This window comes from Agromyces binzhouensis (genome assembly GCF_004135055.1).
In the GTDB taxonomy this organism is placed as follows: Bacteria; Actinomycetota; Actinomycetes; order Actinomycetales; family Microbacteriaceae; genus Agromyces; species Agromyces binzhouensis.
The window spans coordinates 1-505 of sequence record NZ_SDPL01000839.1; the positions used below are offsets into that span (position 1 = coordinate 1).

Annotated in this window: 1 protein-coding gene; it reads right to left on the bottom strand. The window is 75.4% G+C overall.

Translation table 11 applies throughout. The features are described 5' to 3' along the window. Positions 1–60 precede the first annotated feature (60 nt). Positions 61–505, bottom strand: a 445-nt coding sequence (locus ESO86_RS18460; protein ID WP_129236088.1) for an LLM class oxidoreductase, incomplete at its 5' end; no start/stop codon positions are given.

Below are 505 nucleotides of genomic sequence, written 5' to 3' on the forward strand. Positions count from 1 at the left end.
CGGCACGGCGCACGGCCGATGGTCCCGCGGGCGCGGCTCGCGGCGGCTCAGGCGGCCGGCTCAGGCGCCGGCCTGCTCCGAACGCCACTGCGCCGTGGTCTCCGCGAACCGCTCGAGCTCCTCGAGCGTGCCGCCGGCCGTGATGGCACGCAGCACGACCTCGTCGACGATCCCGTCGTAGGCGTGCAGGGCCGAGCTGCGGTTGACCGTCGCATCGATCGGCTCGATGCCGAGTCGCGCGAAGTTCGCGGCGTAGGACGCGTACGACCCGTATCGATCGGCCTCCTTCTGCAGCGCCGCGCGCGCCGCGCCATCGGAGATGGTGCGGGCGTAGACCACTCCGCGCACCCGTTCGGCGCGCCCGCGCGAGTCGTGTCGCAGGTCGGCCATCGCCTCGGTCGCCGCGCCGGGCGTCAGCCAGTTCAGCACGACCGCGTCGGCGAGCTCGGCGGCCAGTCGGCGCATGCGCGGGCCGAGGGCGCCCACCGCGATCGCGGCGTCGGTG